This is a genomic window from Moorena producens 3L (genome assembly GCF_000211815.1).
In the GTDB taxonomy this organism is placed as follows: Bacteria; Cyanobacteriota; Cyanobacteriia; order Cyanobacteriales; family Coleofasciculaceae; genus Moorena; species Moorena producens.
In genome coordinates, this window is record NZ_GL890840.1 from 239,034 (window position 1) to 261,052 (window position 22,019).

General features: G+C 44.8%; 21 protein-coding genes. 11 read left to right on the forward strand and 10 right to left on the reverse strand.

The window, feature by feature from the left end; genetic code table 11:
- Positions 1 to 398: ABC transporter permease (locus LYNGBM3L_RS07545; protein WP_044492454.1), on the forward strand; the 398-nt coding region annotated here is incomplete at its 5' end.
- Positions 399 to 474: 76 nt separating this feature from the next.
- The gene (locus LYNGBM3L_RS42985) at positions 475 to 681 is read left to right on the forward strand and encodes a hypothetical protein (RefSeq protein WP_154659701.1); all 207 of its coding nucleotides are present in this window, start codon (positions 475 to 477) and stop codon (positions 679 to 681) included.
- On the opposite strand, the gene ctpB is transcribed toward LYNGBM3L_RS42985, so the two are convergent.
- From ctpB to LYNGBM3L_RS40005, 6 genes are all read right to left on the reverse strand, one after another.
- A complete protein-coding gene (ctpB, locus tag LYNGBM3L_RS07550) occupies positions 664 to 1,986 on the reverse strand; it encodes a carboxyl-terminal processing protease CtpB (protein WP_008181011.1) in 1,323 nt (440 codons plus the stop codon). The two genes, LYNGBM3L_RS42985 and ctpB, sit on opposite strands and share 18 nt — an antisense overlap.
- A 770-nt stretch (positions 1,987 to 2,756) precedes the next feature.
- The gene (locus LYNGBM3L_RS07555; protein ID WP_008181013.1) at positions 2,757 to 3,032 is read right to left on the reverse strand and encodes a MoaD/ThiS family protein; all 276 of its coding nucleotides are present in this window, start codon (positions 3,030 to 3,032) and stop codon (positions 2,757 to 2,759) included.
- Between the two features lie 149 nt (positions 3,033 to 3,181).
- Positions 3,182 to 3,322, reverse strand: a complete 141-nt coding sequence (locus LYNGBM3L_RS42990; protein WP_154659702.1) for a hypothetical protein — start codon at positions 3,320 to 3,322, stop codon at positions 3,182 to 3,184.
- Positions 3,301 to 4,605: a threonine synthase gene (gene thrC / locus LYNGBM3L_RS07560; protein WP_008181015.1), complete on the reverse strand. Its 1,305-nt coding sequence runs from the start codon at positions 4,603 to 4,605 to the stop codon at positions 3,301 to 3,303. Before thrC ends, LYNGBM3L_RS42990 begins: the two co-directional genes overlap by 22 nt.
- Before the next feature lie 118 nt (positions 4,606 to 4,723).
- Positions 4,724 to 4,930 carry a hypothetical protein gene (locus tag LYNGBM3L_RS45520; RefSeq protein ID WP_154659703.1) on the reverse strand — a complete coding sequence of 69 codons (207 nt, stop codon included), beginning with the start codon at positions 4,928 to 4,930 and terminating at the stop codon, positions 4,724 to 4,726.
- A gap of 13 nt (positions 4,931 to 4,943) precedes the next feature.
- Complete coding sequence (locus tag LYNGBM3L_RS40005) at positions 4,944 to 5,126, reverse strand: hypothetical protein (protein ID WP_131826951.1); 183 nt, start codon at positions 5,124 to 5,126, stop codon at positions 4,944 to 4,946.
- A 32-nt stretch (positions 5,127 to 5,158) separates the two neighbouring features.
- On the opposite strand from LYNGBM3L_RS40005, the gene ggt reads away from it, so the two are divergent.
- The 3 genes from ggt (at position 5,159) to LYNGBM3L_RS07575 (ending at position 8,898) form a co-directional block, all read left to right on the forward strand.
- Positions 5,159 to 6,901, forward strand: coding sequence for a gamma-glutamyltransferase (gene ggt / locus LYNGBM3L_RS07565; protein ID WP_008181017.1), 1,743 nt, complete (start codon positions 5,159 to 5,161; stop codon positions 6,899 to 6,901).
- Positions 6,902 to 7,112: 211 nt separating this feature from the next.
- Entirely contained in the window at positions 7,113 to 7,856 is a 744-nt protein-coding gene (locus LYNGBM3L_RS07570) for a hypothetical protein (protein ID WP_131826952.1), read from the forward strand.
- Positions 7,849 to 8,898 carry a pentapeptide repeat-containing protein gene (locus LYNGBM3L_RS07575; protein ID WP_008181020.1) on the forward strand — a complete coding sequence of 350 codons (1,050 nt, stop codon included), beginning with the start codon at positions 7,849 to 7,851 and terminating at the stop codon, positions 8,896 to 8,898. Before LYNGBM3L_RS07570 ends, LYNGBM3L_RS07575 begins: the two co-directional genes overlap by 8 nt.
- Positions 8,899 to 8,938: 40 nt before the next feature.
- Here the strand turns inward: LYNGBM3L_RS07575 and LYNGBM3L_RS40010 are convergent, their stop codons facing one another.
- Positions 8,939 to 9,175: a hypothetical protein gene (locus LYNGBM3L_RS40010; protein ID WP_131826953.1), complete on the reverse strand. Its 237-nt coding sequence runs from the start codon at positions 9,173 to 9,175 to the stop codon at positions 8,939 to 8,941.
- Complete coding sequence (locus LYNGBM3L_RS07580) at positions 9,172 to 9,480, reverse strand: hypothetical protein (protein WP_008181021.1); 309 nt, start codon at positions 9,478 to 9,480, stop codon at positions 9,172 to 9,174. Before LYNGBM3L_RS07580 ends, LYNGBM3L_RS40010 begins: the two co-directional genes overlap by 4 nt.
- A gap of 831 nt (positions 9,481 to 10,311) precedes the next feature.
- Between LYNGBM3L_RS07580 and LYNGBM3L_RS07585 the strand changes: the two genes are divergently transcribed.
- The 3 genes from LYNGBM3L_RS07585 (at position 10,312) to LYNGBM3L_RS42995 (ending at position 11,089) form a co-directional block, all read left to right on the forward strand.
- Positions 10,312 to 10,551 (forward strand): hypothetical protein, encoded by a 240-nt coding sequence (locus LYNGBM3L_RS07585; RefSeq protein WP_008181022.1) that lies wholly within the window; start codon positions 10,312 to 10,314, stop codon positions 10,549 to 10,551.
- Positions 10,548 to 10,811, forward strand: coding sequence for a hypothetical protein (locus LYNGBM3L_RS07590; protein ID WP_008181023.1), 264 nt, complete (start codon positions 10,548 to 10,550; stop codon positions 10,809 to 10,811). The genes LYNGBM3L_RS07585 and LYNGBM3L_RS07590 overlap by 4 nt, the downstream gene beginning before the upstream one ends.
- A 74-nt stretch (positions 10,812 to 10,885) precedes the next feature.
- Positions 10,886 to 11,089: a hypothetical protein gene (locus LYNGBM3L_RS42995; protein WP_154659704.1), complete on the forward strand. Its 204-nt coding sequence runs from the start codon at positions 10,886 to 10,888 to the stop codon at positions 11,087 to 11,089.
- Here LYNGBM3L_RS42995 and LYNGBM3L_RS34725 read toward each other — a convergent pair.
- Positions 11,043 to 15,404: an nSTAND1 domain-containing NTPase gene (locus LYNGBM3L_RS34725; protein ID WP_008181024.1), complete on the reverse strand. Its 4,362-nt coding sequence runs from the start codon at positions 15,402 to 15,404 to the stop codon at positions 11,043 to 11,045. The two genes, LYNGBM3L_RS42995 and LYNGBM3L_RS34725, sit on opposite strands and share 47 nt — an antisense overlap.
- A gap of 115 nt (positions 15,405 to 15,519) precedes the next feature.
- Between LYNGBM3L_RS34725 and LYNGBM3L_RS07600 the strand changes: the two genes are divergently transcribed.
- From LYNGBM3L_RS07600 to LYNGBM3L_RS43000, 3 genes are all read left to right on the forward strand, one after another.
- Positions 15,520 to 15,975, forward strand: coding sequence for a hypothetical protein (locus LYNGBM3L_RS07600; RefSeq protein ID WP_008181028.1), 456 nt, complete (start codon positions 15,520 to 15,522; stop codon positions 15,973 to 15,975).
- Between the two features lie 251 nt (positions 15,976 to 16,226).
- Entirely contained in the window at positions 16,227 to 17,657 is a 1,431-nt protein-coding gene (locus LYNGBM3L_RS07605; protein WP_008181029.1) for a hypothetical protein, read from the forward strand.
- A gap of 116 nt (positions 17,658 to 17,773) precedes the next feature.
- Positions 17,774 to 18,007 (forward strand): hypothetical protein, encoded by a 234-nt coding sequence (locus LYNGBM3L_RS43000; protein WP_154659705.1) that lies wholly within the window; start codon positions 17,774 to 17,776, stop codon positions 18,005 to 18,007.
- On the opposite strand, the gene LYNGBM3L_RS07610 is transcribed toward LYNGBM3L_RS43000, so the two are convergent.
- The gene (locus LYNGBM3L_RS07610; RefSeq protein ID WP_008181030.1) at positions 17,973 to 21,458 is read right to left on the reverse strand and encodes a WD40 domain-containing protein; all 3,486 of its coding nucleotides are present in this window, start codon (positions 21,456 to 21,458) and stop codon (positions 17,973 to 17,975) included. The genes LYNGBM3L_RS43000 and LYNGBM3L_RS07610 overlap by 35 nt on opposite strands.
- Positions 21,459 to 22,019: the final 561 nt, after the last annotated feature.

Genomic DNA, 22,019 nt, shown 5'->3' on the forward strand with positions numbered 1-22,019 from the left:
TCCTAATTATTTTCTTAGGAATTGTCTTCTACACGCCCATAATGATTGCTGATGCTGTCAAGTTTATCCCTGATGAAATGCTGAATGTGGCTTACACCTTGGGGGCGAATCGGGTTGATGTATTATTTCGAGTGATTCTACCAGCAACTCTACCAAATATTATTGATACGATGCGGGTTAATGTTGCTGGTGCCTGGAATTTTCTGGTGATTGCGGAATTAATTGCTGCTGAAAATGGTTTGGGCTTCAAGATTATCTATTTTCAACGATTCCTAGAGACAGATAAAGTGCTCTTTTGTATTTTAGTGATTGGATTGATTGGGTTGATGCTGGATTTTGCGTTTAGGTGGCTTTTTCGATTAACTGTTCCTTGGTCGGAGCAATTTGTTGAGCGTTAAAGGTTTAAGCTTTAAGGTTGTTCGCGTAGCGTGGCCTTTTGGCCAAGGTTTAATCAGCTTGAATGTTGAATGTTGAATGTTGAATGTTGAACGTTGTTCGCGTAGCGTGGCCTTTTGGCCAAGGGTAAGCATTCAGCTGATAGCTTCAGATATTTTCCCGATTCCCGATTCCCGATTCCCGATTCCCGATTCCCGATTCCCGATTCCCGATTCCCGATTCCCGATTCCCGATTCCCGATTCCCGATTCCCGATTCCCAGCGCAGCTTACCAAACCCTACCTGAGTTTATAGGTTGACTGAGGGTTCCAGGCCCAGAGGCAGTAGTGGATTTTAAAACTGCGATCGCTCTTCCGTATTGAGGATCCTTACTAGTGCCACGCCATCCCGGTTGACTAGATAGCAGTTGCCGTTGCTCAAGGGTCAACTCTTGGCGAATATCGGGCACAATTCCTTTCAAACTAATATCTTCACCACTGGGTAGGTAGTAACGAGAGACGGTCACCGTTAAACCCGAACCATCGGATAAGGCATGGACAGACTGGACAGCGGCTTTACCAAAGGTGCGAGAACCGATAACAGTAGCGCGTTTGTTATCTTTCAGAGCACCAGTTAGAATCTCACTAGCACTAGCGGAGTTACCATCCACTAGAATTGCTAAGGGCAGATTGGTCAAGGCCGTTCGATTAGCCGTGTATGCCTGTTTGCCACCGATCCGGTCTATAGTGCTAACAATTTCCCCCTCTTGCATCCACATCCGGGCAATTTCAATACTGGAAAAAAGCAATCCGCCTGGATTCCCCCGCAGATCTAGGACATAAGCATTCACCTTCTGCTGATTGAGGTTCCTAATTGCCCGTTGCATTTGTTCAGCTGCATGGGAACTAAATTCATTTAAACTGATATAACCCACTCGCAGATTCCCTTCCTGCTTGACGCTGTAACGAACAGAGGGGATTTCTATCTGAGCTCGAGTTAGTTCTATTTCAAAGATGCCCTGTCCTGGTCGGGCAATCCGCAGAGTCACTGATGACCCCACTTTACCCCGGATTAGATTCGAGGCATCTTCGAGACTTAACCCTTTGGTAGGTTTGCTATCTACCGCTAAAATCCTATCCCCAGCTTGAAGACCTCCCTTAAAGGCTGGGGAATTTTCAATCGGTTCAATGATTAACGGGGTCTCCGTCTGCTTTTCTATTTCCATGCGAATACCCACACCAGACAGTTCACCAACAGTTTGGTTTGTCAAGGCTTGGAACTGTTCTGGCACTAAAAAGCGGGTGTAGGGGTCTTCTAAGGTTTCTAGGGCTTTCCTAATCGCTTTGTAGGCTTCTTCTTTTGAAGCGTAGTTTCTGCTCAGGAGTTCATGTCTAGTCGCTTGCCAGTCAACTTGGTTAAAGGTGTTATCGACATATTCCCGATTGACAGTTTGCCAAACTTCATCAACAATCGTTTTAGGGCTATCCTGAAATGCTACAACCACAGAGCTACCATTAATCGGTGTCGCCCAAGACCAAACTGCTGTGGTTGCGATCGCTCCAGTGAAGAGAACACGTTTGAGTCGGGGGAAGTTTGTCAGGGATTGTCTCATGGATATAAGGCGGCAAATTACTTAATTACTTAATTTATTTAGTTTTTTATAATTATTGATGTTTTTGTTGGCCAACTCTAGGATTGCCCATGGCTATGAGCTACTGATACTACTTAGGTGTGACTACCAATCCTACTGATGATAATAACGAAAAAAAATTATTTTCTAGTTTTAGTTTCTGATCTGATATACTAAAAAGATATTCCTAATGTCGGCTGATGCCGCAAACTTAGTCACCAAGTTCCAGTCACTAAGTTTTAGTCACTAAGTTTTAGTCACCAAGTTTTAGTCACTAAGTTTTAGTCACTAAGTTACAAGAGAGGCTAAAGTTTTTAATATACGATTGAATAGTCTAATTATAATATACTGAAATTCAGCAACTATGGCATACTGCCGTTGTGCCAGTTCCAAAACTGAACTGTTCTGGGTACACAGACTGACCTAGCGATCGCAAAATAATCACTAACTTATCTGCCAGCTCAGGTTACCCGATCACGAGTCGGGAGTCGGGAGTCGGGAGTCGGGAATCGGGAATCGGGAATCGGGATGCAGCGCAAACCTAAGGGGGTTACTCCCATGAGCGACTGCATCGCTATTGCCTATTGCTAGCATGCCTATTGCCTTAAAAGGATAAGCAATATTGCTCAAAGGTTGCTGAGAATTGCTCTATCTTGTAAGCAGTCAGCTATCAGCCATTCCCGTAGCGTAACCAAAAGGCCAAGGCGAATGGTCAACTACTGATCGCTGACTGCTGACTGCTGAGTATCTGTCTAACCACCAGCAACAGCTGTGACAATACTCACTTCATCCCCATCGTTGAGTTTTGTTTCTGTATTTTCCAACAACCGGATATCTTCCCCGTTCACGTAGAGATTCAAGAATCGACGGGGTTTACCCTGCTCATCGCACAGCCGTTGTTTAATTCCAGGACAATTACTTTCCAGAGATTCGATCAGTTCAGAAACATTCGTTCCCTGACATTCTACTGTTGCTTGCTCTTGGGTATATTTTTGCAGAGGAGTAGGAATTAAAACTTTTACAGCCATAATCAATATCTTGCTTTGAATTCTCAATTTTCAAGGTTTAATGGTAAACCATCAGCTATCAGCGTGTCGCGTATCAGTTATCAGCGTGTCGCGTATCAGTTATCAGCATTCAGCTATCAGCATTCAGCTATCAGCTATCAGTTATCAGCTTATGGGTTATCACAGGCTAGAAGCCTGTGCCACCACGCTACTAGATCGGTGCTTTTGAGTAAAATAGGCTGACCACTGACCGCTGACTGCTGACTGCTGACTGCTGACTGCTGACTGCTTAAACTAAAACTTGTTGCCATTCCAGACGGTCTAGGGTGTTAGCCCGCTCTAATGCTTGCTCAAAATTGTCTAGTTTTGGTTCAATTACCAAAGGTTCACCCACATAGCCTTGAACTGCTTCTTGGGTCTTCAAGCCATTACCAGTGATGTAGGCTACTGTAGTTTCATCGGGGTCAATTTTACCAGCTTCTACCAGCTTCTTGAGTACAGCAATTGTAGTACCTCCTGCGGTTTCGGTGAAAATTCCTTCAGTTTCTGCCAGCAACTTCATCCCTTCGATAACTTCTGCATCAGTGACGGATTCAATGTTTCCGTTAGTTTTATGAGCTATTTCTAGAGCATAGATGCCGTCGGCTGGGTTTCCAATCGCAATGGATTTAGCAATGGTGTTGGGCTTGACTGGAGTAATAAAGTCCCGTCCTTCTTTGAAAGCTTGAGCGATTGGGGAGCAACCTTCTGCTTGAGCACCACTGAAGCGCACTGATTTATCATCCACTAGACCGACTTTGACGAATTCTTGGAAGCCTTTGTAGATTTTGGTGTATAGGGAACCTGATGCCAAGGGAGCAACAACATGGTCCGGTAGTTGCCAACCTAGTTGTTCAGCCACTTCAAAGCCCAGAGTTTTAGAACCTTCTGAATAGTAGGGACGTAGGTTAATGTTCACAAATCCCCAACCGTGGCTGTTAGCTACTTCACAACAGAGGCGGTTGACTTGGTCGTAGTTGCCTTTGACTGCCATTAATGTGGGGTTGTAAATCAGAGTGCCCATCACTTTACCCGCTTCCAGGTCAGCAGGGATAAACACGCAGCAGTCGAGTCCCGCATGGGCTGCGATCGCAGCAGTAGAATTCGCTAAGTTTCCAGTACTAGCACAGGATACCGTTGAGAAGCCTAACTCCCGTGCTCTACTTAGAGCTACTGATACCACCCGGTCTTTGAAGCTCAGGGTGGGCATGTTGACCGCATCATTTTTAATGTAGAGATTTTTTAACCCTAAGCGTCTAGCCAAGCGAGTCGATTTCACTAACGGAGTCATTCCCGTACCAACATCAATATAGTTATCAGTGGCAAGGGGTAAGAAAGAACGATAGCGCCAGATGGATTTCGGACCTGCCTCAATGCTCTGCCGGGTTACATGGCGTCTAAGGATATCGTAGTCATATTTTACTTCCAACGGACCAAAGCATTCCTCACAAACGTGCATTGCCTTGGGCTCATACTCCGCACCACACTCTTTACACTTCAACTTGGTAAATGCGGTAGATGTCTGGGTTTTGGGAGTAATTGTGGCTTGGCTCATGGGTATATCTCTAATTACGCTCTCTAATTACGTTCAGTCAAGACTTGATCAAAAGTAACATACCTCAAAATGTCCGTCAAACATACCCGACTTTTTTAGTCGGGATTAATTGCAGGGGTTAAAGATTAACCATTAACCAGTCAAAATTACTGTCAATTGAGATACAAACGTTTGGTTCGATTAGTGATACACGGCTGTGTGTAGGGAACAGGAAATAGGCAAGAGGCAAGAGGCAAGAGGCAAGAGGCAAGAGGCAAGAGGCAATAGGCAATAGGCAAGAGGAACCCACCCCTAACCCCTCCCAGGAGGGGAAGGCAAGAGGCAATAGGCACCCACCCCTAACCCCTCCCAGGAGGGGAAGGCAAGAGGCAATAGGCAAGAGGCAATAGTAATCCCCCCGACTCCCGATTCCCGATTCCCGATTCCCGATTCCCGATTCCCGACTCCCGACTCTCGACTTCCAACTCCCTAGTAGCGCTGGTGGAAACCGTTATAGTATCTTTCCGAAAGCGGAAAATCATTTCCAATCTCTCACTATTCGATCAACTATCCTATGGGCAAGATCGCCAGAAAATATAAATTCATCATCATTTGCCTCACTACTCTAATTTTCATTAGTGCTGGCAGTGCCTCTGCTCAAGACACAGTTATCTTTAGCAGAAAAGATATCTTTCATCCCGTTATTGCTAACAACGGTATGGTTTCCTCTCAAGAACGCTATGCCTCACAAGCTGGTTTAGCGGTTTTAAAAGAAGGTGGCAATGCTGTTGATGCTGCGGTAACCATTGGGTTTACCCTAGCGGTAACCTTACCGCGAGCTGGGAATCTCGGTGGCGGTGGCTTTATGCTCTTACATCTGGCCAAGGATAACCAAACCATTGCTATTGATTATCGGGAGAAAGCACCACTAGCTGCTACTCGTGATATGTTTCTGGACAATAATGGTGAGGTTGACCCAGAAAAGTCTCGATACAGTTATTTATCTGTTGGTGTTCCTGGTACCGTAGCTGGGTTAACCATGGCACTGGAAAAATACGGCACTATTTCCTTAGAACGGGCATTACAACCAGCTATAGAATTAGCAGAAAAAGGGTTCCCAGTTTCTGAAGATTTGTTCCGCTCTCTGAGAGACGTTAAGAAACGAATGCAGTCTTATGAGGCGAGTATGGCTATTTTTTATAAGCCAGGAGGTGTCCTTTATCAGGTAGGGGAAATCTTAGTACAAAACGATTTAGCCCGTAGTTTAAAGCTAATTGCTAAACATGGGGCTAAAGCCTTTTATGAAGGTGCGATCGCATCGGCTATCGTAGCAGACATGGAAGCCAATGGTGGTCTGATTACCAAAGAGGATTTAGCTACCTACAAGCCCGTGATTCGAGAGCCGATTCGAGGCACTTATCGGGGCTATGAGATTTATTCTATGCCACCTCCAAGCTCTGGGGGTATCCATCTGGTGCAGATGTTGAATACTTTAGAAGCCTTTCCGATTCGGAAACTGGGACATAATACTGCCCAAACCATTCATTTAATGGCGGAAAGTATGAAGTTAGCCTATGCTGACCGTTCTAAATTTCTAGGAGATCCTGACTTTGTTCCCGTTCCTGTTGCTGAATTAACCTCTAAAACCTATGCTGAACGAATCCGTCAACGGATTAATCCCTATCGAGCAACTCCCAGTTCAGAAATTGCCCCTGGTAATCCTACTCAACGGGTAGAAAGCAATGATACCACCCATTATTCAGTGATGGATAAGTATGGCAATGCTGTTGCTAATACCTATACTTTAAACTTTAGCTATGGCAGTAAAATTACAGTACCGGGAACGGGTATTCTCCTCAACAATGAAATGGATGATTTTTCAGCTAAGCCAGGGGTACCCAATGCTTATGGATTAACTGGAGCAGAATTCAATGCAATAGCACCGGAAAAAAGGATGCTGAGTTCTATGACTCCAACAATTGTGCTCAAAGATGGTAAGTCGTATCTGGTCACTGGCAGTCCAGGGGGGAGTAGGATTATTACCACCGTTTTGCAATTGATTATGAATGTAATTGATCACCAGCTCAATATTGCTACAGCTACTAATGCCATTCGGGTACATCATCAATGGTTACCGGATCAACTTTTTGTAGAACAGGATTTAAATGGTGATACAATCCAGTTATTGAAGTATAAAGGATATAAGATTTCGGTGCGTAATGCTATGGGGAGTACCCAGAGTATCATGTACATTAACAATTCATTTGAAGGTGCATCTGATCCTCGCAAACCTGGTGCCTTAACCTTAGGTTATTAACATAGCATTTACTTTAGCAATCCGTGTAGGAATTGTGGGAGTTTTTGATCGTAAGTTCCCTACGGTGCGCGTTCACCCTTAGCTTTTAAAAAGCGCGGGGTCGCACCGCTCCCTACTCCCTACTCCCTACTCCCTACTCCCTACTCCCTACTCCCTTTGCTATTACATGCCTCCACCTGAGCCTAAGAATAAATGCCTAGATTGCTTAGGGATGAAATTGGAAGGAATGCTGATTCCGCCAAACAAACAAAAACGTAAGTTTTGGCAAAAACCCTCTAAAATGCCGCAGATTAATTTATACCTAACCATCCAATTTAACCAGCAGTGGGAAGAGTTGCTCGAAGGTCGTGTTAAATTTGGACTCAAAGGTGGAGTACTGCGTCTTCATCTCCAACATGGTAATATCCCCTATGAATTCCGTGAGCTTGGTGGTTATATTCAACTGGCAACAGTAGGTAATCAACAGCAACAAGGGCCTAGTTGTGATCTAAACCACCGTCCAACAGACCCTAATGGCAACAGGGAAAGAGGGGGAGGTAATGTTACTCCAGAAGCTACCCAATCGCAATCCCACGAGACATCCCAACTAGAATATCAACCAGAATCCTGCAAGACATCCCACGAGACTGACCAAGTTTCCTGGTGCCACATTACCAATCAAGTTTCGGCAGAAAATCCTGCCTGGATTTTTGAAGAACAGAAGGGGAATGGTGTTTTATTTGGTTCCCTGAATCGGGTAAAGCTAGCAACTGTCAATGTCACTGCTTTACCCTGTCGTATCCAAGCAATCTTTGAAGTATCCCAGCGAGATATTTGTCTAACTGAAGTTGAGGGGTTGTGGTCCTCAAACCTTACCCGCAATAAAACCGTTGTGCTAAACAGACTGATTGTGGAACATTTGTTGGTAACTAGACTTAAGCCCTATCTGTCTCTCATGGAATTGCAATATGGGTGAGGAAAAATCTCAACCGATTCTGCTAAGCCTGATCAAGCGGGTTTTAGTGGCAGAAACAGACAATCTTGAGCAGTTGACCGCAATGGTTGGGCTGAATCTGGCTGAGGACTTCACTGCAGCTGACTTAAGTTACACTGACCTCAGCCAAGCTAGGTTGATGGAAGCGGATTTCAGAGGAACGGATTTCCGGGGGGCTAACCTCCAAGGTGCCAACTTATGTAATGCTGACTTGAGGGGGGCTGATTTCAGTCGTGCGAATCTAAGCATGAGCCACTTCAGGAATGCTAATCTCCAGGGGGTAAGCCTTGGTGGTGCTGACTTGAGGGGGATACGATTAGATGGTGCTAATGTCAGGGATGGTGACCTCAGTGGTGCTGACTTGAGGGGAGCTGACGTCAGGAAAACTGACCTCACTGGTGTTAATCTTAGCGAGGCTAAATTGGGAGGTGCTTACCTCCAGGGGGCTAAACTCAGGGGGGCTAATCTGGGTAGTGCGATTTTGAGCAGAGCTAACCTTCAGGGCACTAACCTCATCCGTGCCCACCTGGGGGGGGCTGACTTGAGGTGTGTTGATTTATCTGATGCTAACTTGAGCCGTGCTCAGCTTAGTGAAGCTAATCTCAAAGGTGCGAAACTGAGGAGAAGTAATCTTAAAGGTGCTGATTTAAGTTTAGCAGACATGACCCAAGTCTGCCTGATTCGTGCTAATTTGAATTATGTCCATCTGATTCGTGCCAACCTACGCAAAGCCGAGCTGATTCGTAGCGACTTAAGTAATAGTGATCTCAGGAGAGTTGATCTTCAGGGAGCTGACTTGAGTTTGGCTATCCTTGAAAATGCTGACCTTAGGAGTGCTAATCTCAGAAGTGCGAAGATGAATCTTACTGAGTTAGATGGTGCCAATCTCAGAGGAGCTGATTTTAGTCATGCTGACATTAGGGGGGCAAGAGTGAAAGGGGCTAGGTTCGCTAAAAATAGAGGTATTTCTAATCAGATGAGAGGGGTTTTGATGCGGTTAGGGGCAATTTTTGAAGATGAATAGCTCTAGGGTGATTATTCCTCGTTAAGTTAGGGAGTATCTTTCAGGAGATTCTAGCGCTGGGGGCAGGGAATCGGGAATCGGGAATCGGGAATCGGAACCCACCCCTAACCCCTCCCAGGAGGGGAACGGGAATCAGGAATCGGGAATCGGGAATCGGTAAAAAGTTATGAAAAAACTTTTTATATAAAGGTTTTAGCAATTCGTCTTGATGCAGTAGCGAGTAGGGTGCGTTAGGCAAAGCTAACGCACCGAGATGATAGCGATCGCATTTTTTCAAGCAACGTTATCCCCTGAGGTACCTAAGGGAATTAGAGGCAGCAGGGGACACAGGGGAATCAGAGACACGTTTGAGGTTTCAGTCTTGGCAGGCTCGGGTGCTTGGAAAGGTTCCTCAAATTGCTCAAAGTGCATTTCGGACACTGGTTCCTGTAACAATTTTTCTAATACAATTTGCGGTTTGACTTCAGCAATATCTTCTTCGAGGATTTGATTCAGCTTAATTTTGTCTTCTATTTCCAGAGTAGTGATTGCTTCGATAATAGACTCGAAAGGAATTAGCATTTTGACAGCAGCTTGTATCATGTTTACCTTCCGGGATTATGTTTATATGATTACTTAAGTTACTATAGTAGCCCCAATTTACCGCTGTGGTAACGGGAGTTTATGTTTATTAACATTTCATTCCCACTGATCATCTTAACTGTTGACTATTTTACCAAAATGTGTTTAATCCAGCCATAAAATTCTACCAGCTATGGTTATTGTCAACAGATCAGGACATAGTATGAAAATGAGCAAAAATGTAGTTAAATATACTCTTAACCATGGAAAACTACTTTTACCTAGCTTACTAAGCAGGGATTATAGGATGTCTGTATAATTACTCTAATAAAAATTTCCCGATCTCCCGATCTCCCGATCTACCCACACTTCCCACACTTCCCACACTTCCCATACTTCCCACAGTTCCCATCTCCCTATTAAACGAATGCTTACTTGTTTTATTCAAAACCTGAAAGGTAAGCAGTCAGCAGTCAGCAGTCAGCAGTCAGCAGTCAGTTTAAAATAAACCTCGTTCCTAGCACAGGCTTTGGCCTTGGCCTTTCGGCCACGCTACGCGAATGGCCACGCTGTGCGAACGACGCTCTCACTTGACTCAGATTAAACTAATGCTTACCTCTTTTATTCAAAAGCTGATCACTAATCACTAATCACTAATCACTTATATAGCACTACGCATTTAGATTAGGACATTCCTAAACTCCGAAACGTAAGTAATCGCTTACTTTTAGGTGCGACCCGTGGCGAATTTAATTCGCCTACGGAAAGCGCACCTTTGACTTCTGACTTCTAACTTCTGACGCTAAGCGTAGCGCTATAGCTGATGGCTGATGGCTGACAGCTGACTGCTGAATGCTTACTTTGGGAGTAAAATCACCAACATCCCTATTAGTTCGGTCGGGTGCGATGGAACCAACAGAAGCACAATATCTAATTCTCAATGCTTTGGATACCTTAGGATTACTAGAAAATACTGTTTATGACCAAGACAATGGCATTTGGTACATCAGCACTGCCAGCCTTCTTCTGCCCTTTGCTATGCTTTTACCAAATGGTGAAATTACCCCGATTACACCTCTAGCCGAATTATGAAGCCCTTAAGTGAATTACAACAACAGCAATATCAACGAATGGTAGAACTCTCCACTCTGGCCCGTCAGCGATATCTGGACTCCGGAGGAGATCCAAACCGAGCCTCAGGGAGTCTACACAATGAAAATTATATGACTGCGGAAGAACAGCAGGAATTCTTGGTATTAGCTAGGGCACTTTCCGGGATATACATTAATAATGGTTATGTTTACTGTCAAGGGCGGTCTTGGAAATTACCCGAAGTGTTGAATCACGACTAGAGGGGGAGTGTGGGGAGAGGGGGAAGTGTGGGAAGTGTGGGAAGTGTGGGAAGTGTGGGGAGACTTAAAAACTCTTGAAAAGATTTATTAAAATAAGCTATAAAAATAAGCTACAATATAATATTTATCTAAATAATTATACCCATTTCCCTATCTCCCTATCTCCCTACTTCCTGCTCCCTGCTCCCTATTTCCCGATTCCCGACTCCCGACTCCCGACTCCCGACTCCCCTACATACCACAAATTTCCCTTAATTCTTCTTCGTCTTGATGAGTGACAAGGTAATCATGGAGCCAATCACAACTCTGTTCCACTAAATCCTCTAGATCTAAATTCCATAAAATTACAGTATTGTCTGCACTAGCAGAAGCAAGAGTCTGGCCATCTGGGCTAAAGACCACGCTATTGACCCAATCGCTATGTCCGGTGAGGGTGTGCAGGTCTTTGCCTTGGTGATTCCATAGTTTCACCGTCTTGTCCCAACTAGCAGAAGCAAGAGTCTGGCCATCTCGGCTAAAGACCACGTTATTGACCCAATCGCTATGTCCGGTGAGGGTGTGCAGGTGTTTGCCTTGGTGATTCCATAGTTTCACCGTCTTGTCCCAACTAGCAGTAGCGATAGTCATGCCATCTGGGCTAAAGGCCACGCTAGTGACATTTGCGTTGTGTTCGGTGAGGGTGTGCAGGTGTTTGCCTTTGAGATTCCACAGTTTCACGGTGTTGTCCCAACTAGCAGAAGCGATAGTCATGCCATCTCGGCTAAAGGCGACGCTATTGACAGGTTCGCTATGTCCAGTGAGGGTGTGCAGGTGTTTGCCTTTGAGATTCCACAGTTTCACCGTGTTGTCATCACTAGCAGTAGCGATAGTCATGCCATCTGGGCTAAAGACGACGCTATTCACCCAATTGCTATGTCCGGTGAGGGTTTGCAGGGGTTTGCCTTCTCGATTCCACAGTTTCACCGTGTTGTCATCACTAGCAGTAGCGATAGTCATGCCATCTGGGCTAAAGACGACGCTATTCACCCAATCGCTATGTCCGGTGAGGGTGTGCAGGTGTTTGCCTTGGTGATTCCATAGTTTCACCGTCTTGTCCCAACTAGCAGTAGCAATAGTCTGGTCATCTCGGCTAAAGGCCACGCTAGTGACATCTGCGCTATGTCCAGTGAGGATGTGCAGGTCTTTGCCTTTGAGATTCCACAGTTTCACGGTGTTGTCCAAACTAGCAGAAGCGATAGTCATGCCATCTCGGCTAAAGGCCACGCTAGTGACAGGTTCGCTATGTCCAGTCAGGGTGTGCAGGGGTTTGCCTTTGAGATTCCACAGTTTCACGGTGTTGTCATCACTAGCAGAAGCGATAGTTTGGCCGTCTGGGCTAAAGGCGACGGTTATGAGATATTGGCTATGTCCGGTGAGGGTTTGCAGTACTTTGCCTTGCAGATTCCACAGTTTCACGGTGTTGTCCAAACTAGCAGTAGCGATAGTCATGCCATCTGGGCTAAAGGCGAGACTAGTGACATCTGCGCTATGTCCAGTGAGGGTATGCAGGTGTTTGCCTTTGAGATTCCACAGTTTCACGGTGTTGTCCCAACTAGCAGAAGCGATAGTTTGGCCGTCTGGGCCAAAGGCCACGCTAGTGACAGGTTCGCTATGTCCAGTGAGGGTGTGCAGGGGTTTGCCTTTGAGATTCCACAGTTTCACAGTCTTGTCCCAACTAGCAGTAGCGATAGTCATGCCATCTCGGCTAAAGGCCACGCTAGTGACAGGTTCGCTATGTCCAGTGAGGGTGTGCAGGGGTTTGCCTTTGAGATTCCACAGTTTCACGGTGTTGTCAAAACTAGCAGAAGCGATAGTCATGCCATCTGGGCTAAAGACGAGGCTATTGACAGGTTCGCTATGTCCAGTCAGGGTGTGCAGGTGTTTGCCTTGTAGATTCCATAGTTTCACCGTCTTGTCCAAACTAGCAGAAGCGATAGTCATGCCATCTGGGCTAAAGGTGACGCTAGTGACAGTATCAGTATGTCCAGTGAGGGTGTGCAGGTGTTTGCCTTGTAGATTCCATAGTTTCACGGTGTTGTCCCAACTAGCAGAAGCGATAGTCATGCCATCTCGGCTAAAGGCCACGCTAGTGACAGTATCAGTATGTTTATCCAGGCTATTATACTGGTTGACGCCATAGAGAGATTGCTGCAACTTAGCGATCACTTGTATTCTAGTATCACCTTTTACCCTTTTTGTCTTTTGGAGTTTTCCTACTGGCCTTAAACTCTCTTTTAGAGCATCAAAGGGTTGCTTTGAGCTAAACAAGAGTTCTGAAGATTGACTCAGGGCTTTAATTTCACTTTCTTCTGCCTTTCTCGCCTGTTTACTAGACTCCAATCCAAAAACCGTTGAAACAACTGTCCCCAATACCAACACAGCAATAAACCCTGCCACCCCTAACCAGCGGTTACGGGTCATTTGCTTGTGCTTGTGACGGCTGACCTCAATATACTCCTCCGCCAGCCCATTCAACATCCCCAATTCACCATACTTTCTTAAATACTCCTGGGCTTCTATTAACCTCCCCCCAAGCAACAGTAAACCGGCATCATCACGCTTCTTTCCCTTCTCTTGCCATTCAAGCGCCGCCGCTTCCAGCTTGCTTTCGATCACCATCGCTTCTGTGTAAGTCTGCTTCCACTCCAGCAACCTTCCCCAGTGGCGAATCAAGGCTTCATGTACCACATCCAAAACCACATCCTGGGAATTTTCTTGATGACTTCTAGTAATCAAGCGGTTGTCTGAACTGGCTAAGGTCTGGCTAACAGCATCGAGCAGTTCTAAACTGTGATGAGAATTGACTAACTCCCCCAGGCGTACTCGTCTACGGGTATCGAGAGTCTCTCCCACTTGAGTTAATTCCAACAACAAACGCCTAGCCACAGTTTGTTCTACCTGGGAGAGACTATCAAATACCTGATTTGCCTTCTTTTCCAGAGTTCCCTCAATTCCCCCTAACTGTTGATAGGTTTCTAACCGTAAAAACGTTTCCTGCTGCTGTCTTGACTGTTTCCATAATTCCGTCAGAGTATATTGGAGCAGGGGAAGGCTACCTGGATAATCTTCGACATCGTTAATCAGTTGCTGTTTTAATCTCCCCTCAATCCCTAATCCTACTAATTCCGCCGGTAGTGCGATCGCTTCTTCAATTTCCTCATGGTTCAAGTGGTCAACATTAATTAATGGTCTATTAATCTTCTCTACTAATTTAGGATACTCTCGCAACCGCCCCCGAAAGTCAGAGCGCATGGCAATTAAAACAATTAAATTGTCTGTATTCTCGATTAATTCAATTAAACCGTTAAAGAATTCCTGGCGTTGGTCAGGTTGAATCATAGTGAAGCACTCTTCAAACTGGTCAATAATCATGACCATCGGAGTTTTACTAAAATTCTCTGGCTGGGCGTTGCTGATGGGAATGCCCCCTAAATCCCCCAACTTTGGGGGACTTTGAAAGTTTTGTTCCCCAGAATCAGCCACACCCTCTCCCTGCTTCTCTAAAAGCTCCCCCTTTTCCAGGACCTCCTGTAACCTTTGCTTTGGTGCAACACCTGGAGTGAAAGGTTCTAGATAATGCCAGCGATCGCTTCCAACAATTGCCTGACCTAACTTCAGCTGATACAATAATCCTGCTCTGAGTAAGGAAGACTTGCCACTGCCGGAAGCCCCTAACACTACCAGCAGACGGTCTTGATTTTTCACTCGCTCAATTAACTGCTCGGTCAACTGAGAACGACCGTGAAACACCAGAGCATCTTCTGGTAATGCGGTAAAATAAGACAGAGACCGGTAGGGGCACTTATCCTGAAAGCTCAGTTTCGGAAACTGAGTAGTCAGTATAATGGCTTGTTGTGAGTTAGCGATTAAAGGACGTTGCTGAGTCATTGACATCCGCTGCTCAATAAACAAGGCCAAATTATGACTATTAACAATACCATCCGGGTAATTTTCCGGATTCAATCCTGCCAGTAACTCCTTGGTAAATACTCCTTGTTCATGGCTAATCTCTACTCCCGGCTCGTAGGAACGAGTAGCAGTAATCAAGCAGTAAGCTTTATCAGTTGGGATAAATTTCAGTAACTCGCCACTGTAGCAACAATCTAACCAAATCACTACCTGTTTCACTGGGCTAGTTGCGATTTGCTGACCCAATTCCTGCAGAGGATAGCCATAAATTCCCACATCCGGAAAGGCATCACTAGTCACTAAGAAAACCTCTTCAATGCCATCCACCTCTTGTCTACAGCCATGGCCTGAAAAGAAGAATAGGGCGGTTTCTGGAGCTTGGTTAGGAGCAGGAGGATTAAACAGATTAGCAACTGCTTCCCTTAATTCCTCTAATTTTACTAGTCCTGTGCTCGATAGTCCCCCTGGTCCTTTTTGGGTCAACCCAAGGGGTAAGTCCTGAATCCGGAACGGTTCATAGCCATACTGTTGTAATCGTTGAGCGACATTTTCCCCGTCTTTAACAGCAACGGTCAGGTCGTTAAAGTTGGTGTATTCTGGATAACGGTTAATCCCAACGATTAGGGCTTCCCATTCCGGTGTCATTGGAGCGAGGTTGTGAAATTTTTATTAGCATAACATAATATCGCAATTTCGAGCACTCGGCTGATCCTTCATGTATAAAGATAGTAGATAGTGATCGAAGTAGTGACAGTGGCTGATGAATACCAACAAAACCCTATTAGCTTTTTTACTTGCTCTGACCGATTTAGACACACCCTTGAGTCAACCTGAGAATAAGAGCATCAAAGAAATTGGCGATCAACTTGATGCCCAACCTCTGGCCTGGGAGAAGTATACCAAACCCAAGCTGCTAGAGATGATTGCCGCCAATCCTGAGTTAAATCAACGTTACCAAACCTATTACAACCAACTTGACACTACGGTCGATATTCCTCCAGACTATCTCCCCACAGAAGCCGAAATCCAGCCAGTCAATACACCTAGCCGTACCTCGATCATGAGAGGACATAAACCTAAGTCATCACCTACAGGCTATGACCAACAAATTAATAATATTGTGATTGTCGTCAGTCGTTCAGAACAGCCACAAGAAGTTGTCCAAAAATTACCCTTGGAAAAACTTAAAGGGTTTTTAGGGGCTTCTAAAAAGTAAATTACCCAATTCGGGAGTCGGGAGTCGGGAGTCGGGGTAATAAAATTGAAGGGTGCATCTGATATTTGTAAAAAAAAAGATAACTGTGGGAATTTTATGATAATTTTTGCCTAATTGCAAAAGCGATGAAGTCGCTACCAAAAATCCTTAAATCCTTATAGAGTTGATTAACTCTTGCCTGTTGCCTGTTGCCTGTTGCCTGTTGCCTTTCCATAAGGTAGTATGTTCACAACTAAAATAAAAATGCTATAGTGAGCGATATAATCTTTCCAACTCTCGATTTATTTTTATATGACTTACGAGATGCTCTCAACCTCACTGAAGCTGAGAAGCAAGAAAAGCAAGCTAAGTTTCGAGCTAAACTCCCAGCAGATAGTAAATTCTTCGATCCTGATCTAGAAACCAAATATTTAGAACTACTCCCTAAACAAAAGTATTATGACTTTACCACAGCAAACGATACCCTAGAAGGGTACTACTATCCTGTCCGCTTAAATGATACCTATGGCTTGCAAATTGATTGTTCCATTAACAATCAAACCGACCCCCAAACCCCTGACTGTTTTGCCAGACTGCGAGCAGAAATTGAATGGAGATTACAAGGGGAAAGGGCGACCCTAGGGCAAACTTGGATGCTTTCTGGATGGTTACCGAAAACGTCGAGCAAAAGCTACGAATATATTGCTAAATCCTGTTATCATGTTTTCCAGACAGCGGCGAATTGGTCACAAGATTTACAATTATTATCACCCCCCGAAAGTTCTAAAAAACAGGAAAAAGACATTACACAAGGTGCTAAGCTTTTCGATAAAGGGGCGAATTGGTCACAAGATTTACATGGAAAAGGCAGCTTATTTGGTGGTGAAGTTTTTGAGCTGTGGCGATATCAACCCCTGAATCAGGTCAACTGCCATGTAATCATTATGCTCTTTTCTGACCAAGAAAGTATGGAAAAAGCAGCGGAATTGTATACGGATTGGATGGGTCTGTTTAGTTATAGAAACAAAATTTTATGGGCTTACAGCCAAAGTCGCTTAATCAAAAAAACCTTGGTAGCTTACTATAAGCAGGTTGAAGCCAATCAGAGACTTATCAGTGACGAAAACGCTTCTAGTTTTAGAGACCAAACCATCGCCGCAAAACTCGATGATATTCAAAAGTCTTTAGGGAACTATACCCTGGATTTGCCTAAACTAAATTTTCAAAACCAAATTATCGAGATTAATTTATTCAATTATCAAACCCGTTTAGAAATCATCAACCAAAAATGCCAAAAATTAGGTGCCGATAATAACCTAGAGTTTTTAGAAACGTTTAGTAAAGAGGTAAAGGAAAATTACCTATTGCAGGTTACTAAAGACTATGATATAATGGAGATGGCATTACGGCTGCTAGAGACCAGGCTCAATGCCATCCGTAGTCAAATTGAGCTGGAAAAAGCAGAACGCGATCGCACTTTTCAGACTATAGTAACGGTAGTTGGTGCGGGGACAGCTGTCACGGCTTTAATGGATTTTGACGCTAAGCAGTGTGAGACTGTATCCACGCTGATCCCACCCTTCAAAAAGAGCTGTGACAACCCTTGGATCAATAGTGTGATAGTACCAGTTGGGCTAATCCTGATATTTGGAGTAATTGCCTTGTGCTTCAAAAAAATCTTATCAGGTAGTAGGTTGGGTTGAACTGAGCTCAAGGAAGGCAGAAGGCAGAAGCCAGAAGCCAGATGGCAGAAGCCAGAAGCCAGATGGCAGTTCCCGACTTTTGGTGGGCAGTGCAAACCCAATGCTATGGCTAGTCAGTGAATCATACGGATGCACTGCCCACCCTACATGAATTCCCGACTTTTGGTGGGCAGTGCTTAGCAATGCTATGGCTAGTCAGTGAATCATACGGATGCACTGCCCACCCTACATCTGTTCCCGACTCCATTATTAAGCAACGCCCCCGACTCCCGATTCCCGACTCCCGACTCCCAACTCCCGACTCCCGCAACAAGTCTAATCAACTGCTCCCAAGGCTTTCAGGGAGGTAATAGTTGCTTTTGTTAAACCAGTAACACCGGCGATATTCATCCCCTCATAGGGTCTAGGCACTCTCAGGGTTTTGATACATTGACCCTTCTCGATATCCCAAAACTTAATTGTGCCATCGTTGCTGCTACTGGCTAGCATTAAACCATCTCGACTAAAAGCAACAGACCATACCACATTAGTATGTCCATGGAGAGTTTTTAAACATTCACCTGTCTGAACATCCCAGAGCTTACAGGTTTTATCATAACTACCACTAGCGATCAGTTTACCATTAGGGTTGAACGCCACTGACCGTAATCGATGGGTGTGTCCACGCAAAGTGTTGAGACACTCACCAGTGCCAACATCCCAGACCCTAACAGTGTGGTCTTCACAGCCACTAGCGAGAATTCTGCCATCTCCACTAAAGACAACGGACTTGATGATATTCCGGTGTCCCTGCAAAGTACTTAAACAGTCACCGGTGCCAACATCCCAGAGTTTAACGGTTTGGTCTTCACAGCCACTAGCGAGGGTTGTGCCATCTGGACTGAAAGCCACTGACCAGACCAAACTCGTGTGTCCTAATAAGGTCTGGAAACACTCACCGGTGCTAATATCCCAGAGTCTTACCCTATCGTCATTATGACCACTGGCTAAGATTTCTCCATTGGGACTAAAGGCGACTGAAAGTACCCACTTGGGTCCGTGGAAGGTGTTGAGACATTCACCAGTGCTAATATCCCAGAGTCTGAGGGTTTGGTCTTTAGAGCCACTAACTAAGATTGCACCATCTCGACTGAAGGCAACAGAAAATATCAAATTGGTATGTCCTCGTAAGGTATCGAGGCATTCACCGGTACCAACATCCCAAAGTCTTACGGTTTGGTCTTCACTGCCACTGGCGAGGGTTGTCCCATCTGGACTGAAAGCAATAGACCATACGCCATTGGTATATCCTCGAAACGTGTTGAGGCATTGACCAGTGTTAATATTCCATAGCCTTACGGTTTGGTCATCACTACCACTTGCTAAAGTTACGCCATCTGGACTCAAAGCAATAGACCATACACCATTAGTATGTCCGTACAACTTATTGAGGCATTCACCAGTGCTAAAATTCCATAGCCTTACGGTTTTATCATCACTACTACTGGCGAGAGTGGTTCCATCTTTACTAAAGCCAATTGACCGTATGCTTTTTGTATGTCCCCGCAGCATCTTAACGCATTTACCGGTGCTAAGATTCCATAGCCTTACGGTTTTGTCATCACTACTACTAGCGAGGGTAGTTCCATCGGGGCTGAAAGCCACTGACCTGATCTGATGAGAGTGTCCTTGTAAGGTGCTGAGGCATTCACCTGTATCAGAGTCCCAGAGTTTGATAGTTTTATCTTCACAGCCACTGGCGAGAATGGCACCATCGGGACTACAAGCTACGGCTCTTACGGTTTGGGAGTGCTCTGGCAAGATGTTCAAGCATTCACCGGTACTAACATCCCAGATTCTAACGGTTTTATCGCCACTGCCACTAGCAACAATTGTGCCATCTCCACTGACAGCAACTGACCATATTCTACTCCTATGTCCTCGCAAGGTGTGGAGGCATTGACTGGTAGCAATATCCCAGAGCCTGACGGTTTGATCTTCAGAGCTACTAGCCAAAATCTGAGTCTCTTCACTGTTACCATCATCTAGCCTAGTAAAGGCCAAAGACCATACCCAACTGGTGTGTCCCTTCAAGGTTAAACGGTATTGACTATCAGCAATTTGCCACAGATGAATCTTGCCCATGCTATCACCTGCAGCCAAAAGCTGGCCATCGGGGCTAAATGATACTGACAAAATACTACCAAAAGGTTGAGTAAAAACTGATTTAGCGATGGTAGCATTAGCGAAGTTTACATCTAGCAACTCTACCCCCTGAAGGTAAGCTTGCAAAATAGTGAGATTAGAAAAATCATAACCCCTTAAATCAGTTTTAAGTTGGCAGAGCAGATTAAGGATATTACCGGCTGCATAGCCTACCCTTGGCACCAAGTTTTCTCTTATTTTCGAAAGACTATTATTTAGAGTTTCCTCAAGACAACTTTGACTACTCAAACTAGCGATTAGCTGATCGATTAATGGTTTGAGGAGCAGACGGGATTGACTTTCCCGAATGTACTGTTTTGCCAAAGCCTTCAGCAAACAATGAGAATTAAACAGAGCTATTTTATCGGTGAGTATTTCCTGACTAACCTTGTCAATTACTTTCTCAGTCATGTACTCGATCAGCACAGGTTGCAGGGTAAAGCCTGCTGAACTTTTTTCCAAAGGTAAACGTCTTTGCAGGGATTGCAGTGTTACTGGTAAATGTTGTTTAGCCACTGGTGAGAGGATATCCTCTCGGAGTTGGGCAAGGGAAACAGCTTCCCGATTAATTGCCAACCAGTACAGAATTTCCTGTTCGTGGTCTGACAAGTGCTCAAAGTGCCAGGTTAACACTTCACGAAAGTCATCGAAGACTGGTTTTCCTTCTGTTAAAAAGTCGCCAATATTACCCAAAAATACTTCATCAATATGCTTGGCAACAATTTCTAGGGATAAAGGATTACCGTTGTAAAATTCAATCAGTTCTTGCCATTGCTGATCTGAACCAGAGAACGAGGCAATGGAATTAAAGATTTTCTTGCCATCTGAAACTTCAAAACCGCTTAATTCCAGGCAACGAACCGGTCGTGTTTTGCCTTCAAGTCTGGCAATGGCGTGGGGCTTCTCTCGGCTGGTGATCAACAAGCAGCTTTGATGGGAGACTTCTCCAATTTTTCGGAACAGTTGCTCATACTCCTCATATCCTTCTCGATATTGCCCAGCCTTGTCACCACCTTGTATAATTGACTCTACATTATCCAGGATTAGCAAACAGCGATGCTCACGCAAATAGTGAAGTAGTCGTGATAGTTGAGCATCTATGGTGTCTGGTAAATTGCTTTCTACCTGGTTGGAGAGAAATTTGATCAGCTCTTCGAGAATTTTTATAATGGGAGGAGCATTAAGTAGCGTACGCCAAATGACGTACTCAAACTCATCCTGAATGCCATGATCTAGCTTGAGGGACTGATCAGTTTTGCCAATTCCACCCTTACCTAGCTTCAAAGAGAGTCCAGTTTTGCCAATTCCACCCATTCCTAAAATTGCCACCACTCGGCAACGATCCTGGAGAATCCATTGCACTAAGGTAGCCAATTCTTCGGTACGTCCAAAGAAAACTGGCACATCCGGCGCTGCTGACCAATCTACTCGATTTGAGGGGATTTTAGTGGTTGTCTTCTGGATTGAGGACTTAGGGAGGCTGTTCTCAATCACATATTCCCAGTTAAGTCCTAAAACTTGGCAAAATACCTGGAAAACTTGGGCATTAATCGGCTTTCCTTGCAAGAAGCGTTTCCAAGTAGCTAGGGAGACACCAGGAGCATAGATTTCTTGCAACCCATACTCGGAGGATGCCCAGTCGATATCTGGATTTAAGATCTTACTCGCCTCGACCAGCCATCTGTGATCCTCTATCGTCCATCCCTTTCGGTTTCGATACTGTTTAATTGTTAGTCTTCCCTGTCGAGACGCTTGTAAAGATGGCAAAATCTCACCTCAGCTATAGGATTTACAAATAGGTCATGAACAATCTTGATGATTTCTCATAACATCAAAAACTCTTTGGAGCTCTTTCCTACTGTTCCCTGTTCCCTGAGCCGAAGTTACCTGTTTCGACGGGTCCGCTGTTTACATCTCAAATAAAAATGCTATATTCAAATCGAAGCAAAACCTAAGCTCAAGGGAATCGCAGGTCAACTCTGGCAAACACCCTTAGGCATATTCCAGGTCTAAGAGGGTATTTTAAAGATGTTGGATCCGACTCGAAAGGCCCCCCTAACCCCCCAAAGCAAGGGGGTAAGTTAGTACAAAGTCCCTAAGATTTGGGATTATGATGGCTTATTACCAACATTTGGTACTTCTCAAACATCCTCGCGACCCAGAGAATCTTAATGCGCT